Annotated in this window: 1 protein-coding gene; it reads right to left on the minus strand. The window is 46.6% G+C overall.

What is annotated here, in order from left to right:
- The coding region (locus tag R8O10_RS25100; protein ID WP_318191939.1) for a YeiH family protein at positions 1–667 on the minus strand (667 nt) is incomplete at its 3' end.
- Between the last annotated feature and the right edge of the window lie 41 nt (positions 668–708).

A 708-nucleotide genomic window follows, 5' to 3' on the forward strand; every position in this document is an offset into this window, starting at 1 on the left:
CCTCTTTGTTCCCACGTGAGAAAATCACGGCGCTAATCAAAGCAACAGGAATGATCCACAAGGCTCGCGCCAGTTTGAGCGTGGTTGCAGTTGTCAGTGCCTCTTCACCGTAGGCAGAGGCAGCGCCAACAACAGACGAAGTATCATGAATCGCAATTGCCGCCCATGTCCCAAAGGTGTGTTGGTCTAGGTTTAACGCATGACCAATGACGGGGAAGATGAACAACGCTAGAGAGTTGAGTACAAAAACGGTAGCGAGTGCCAAACCTATTTGTTCATCTTTGGCTCTGATTGCTGGTGCGACCGCAGCAATTGCGCTGCCACCACATATCGCAGTTCCGGATGAAATGAGATACGCAGTCGTCGTTTCGAGTTTGATTACTTTGGCGATGAGTGAGCCAATGACGAGTGTGCCGACAATCGTAGCGATAATTAGCCCGATACCATCTGACGTGACAGACAATGCCTGTTCAAAATTGATACCAAACCCTAAACCGATAATAGAATAAGAAAGCAGTTTTTTGGTGAAAGAGGCGATGGGTAACTCAGTAGGAACTAAGCCAAAGCTGGCAAGTAAGAAGCCAATAACAAGTGCAATAGGGGATGACACAAAAGGAGTTAAGCAAAAAAGCAGTGCCAGTCCAAAGGGGATGTACTTTCTGTTCAAGATTTATGATTCATTGTCGTGAGTGAAAGCGAGAGTATATC

This window comes from Vibrio sp. 1727 (assembly GCF_033344415.1).
GTDB classification, from domain to species: domain Bacteria; phylum Pseudomonadota; class Gammaproteobacteria; order Enterobacterales; family Vibrionaceae; genus Vibrio; species Vibrio alginolyticus.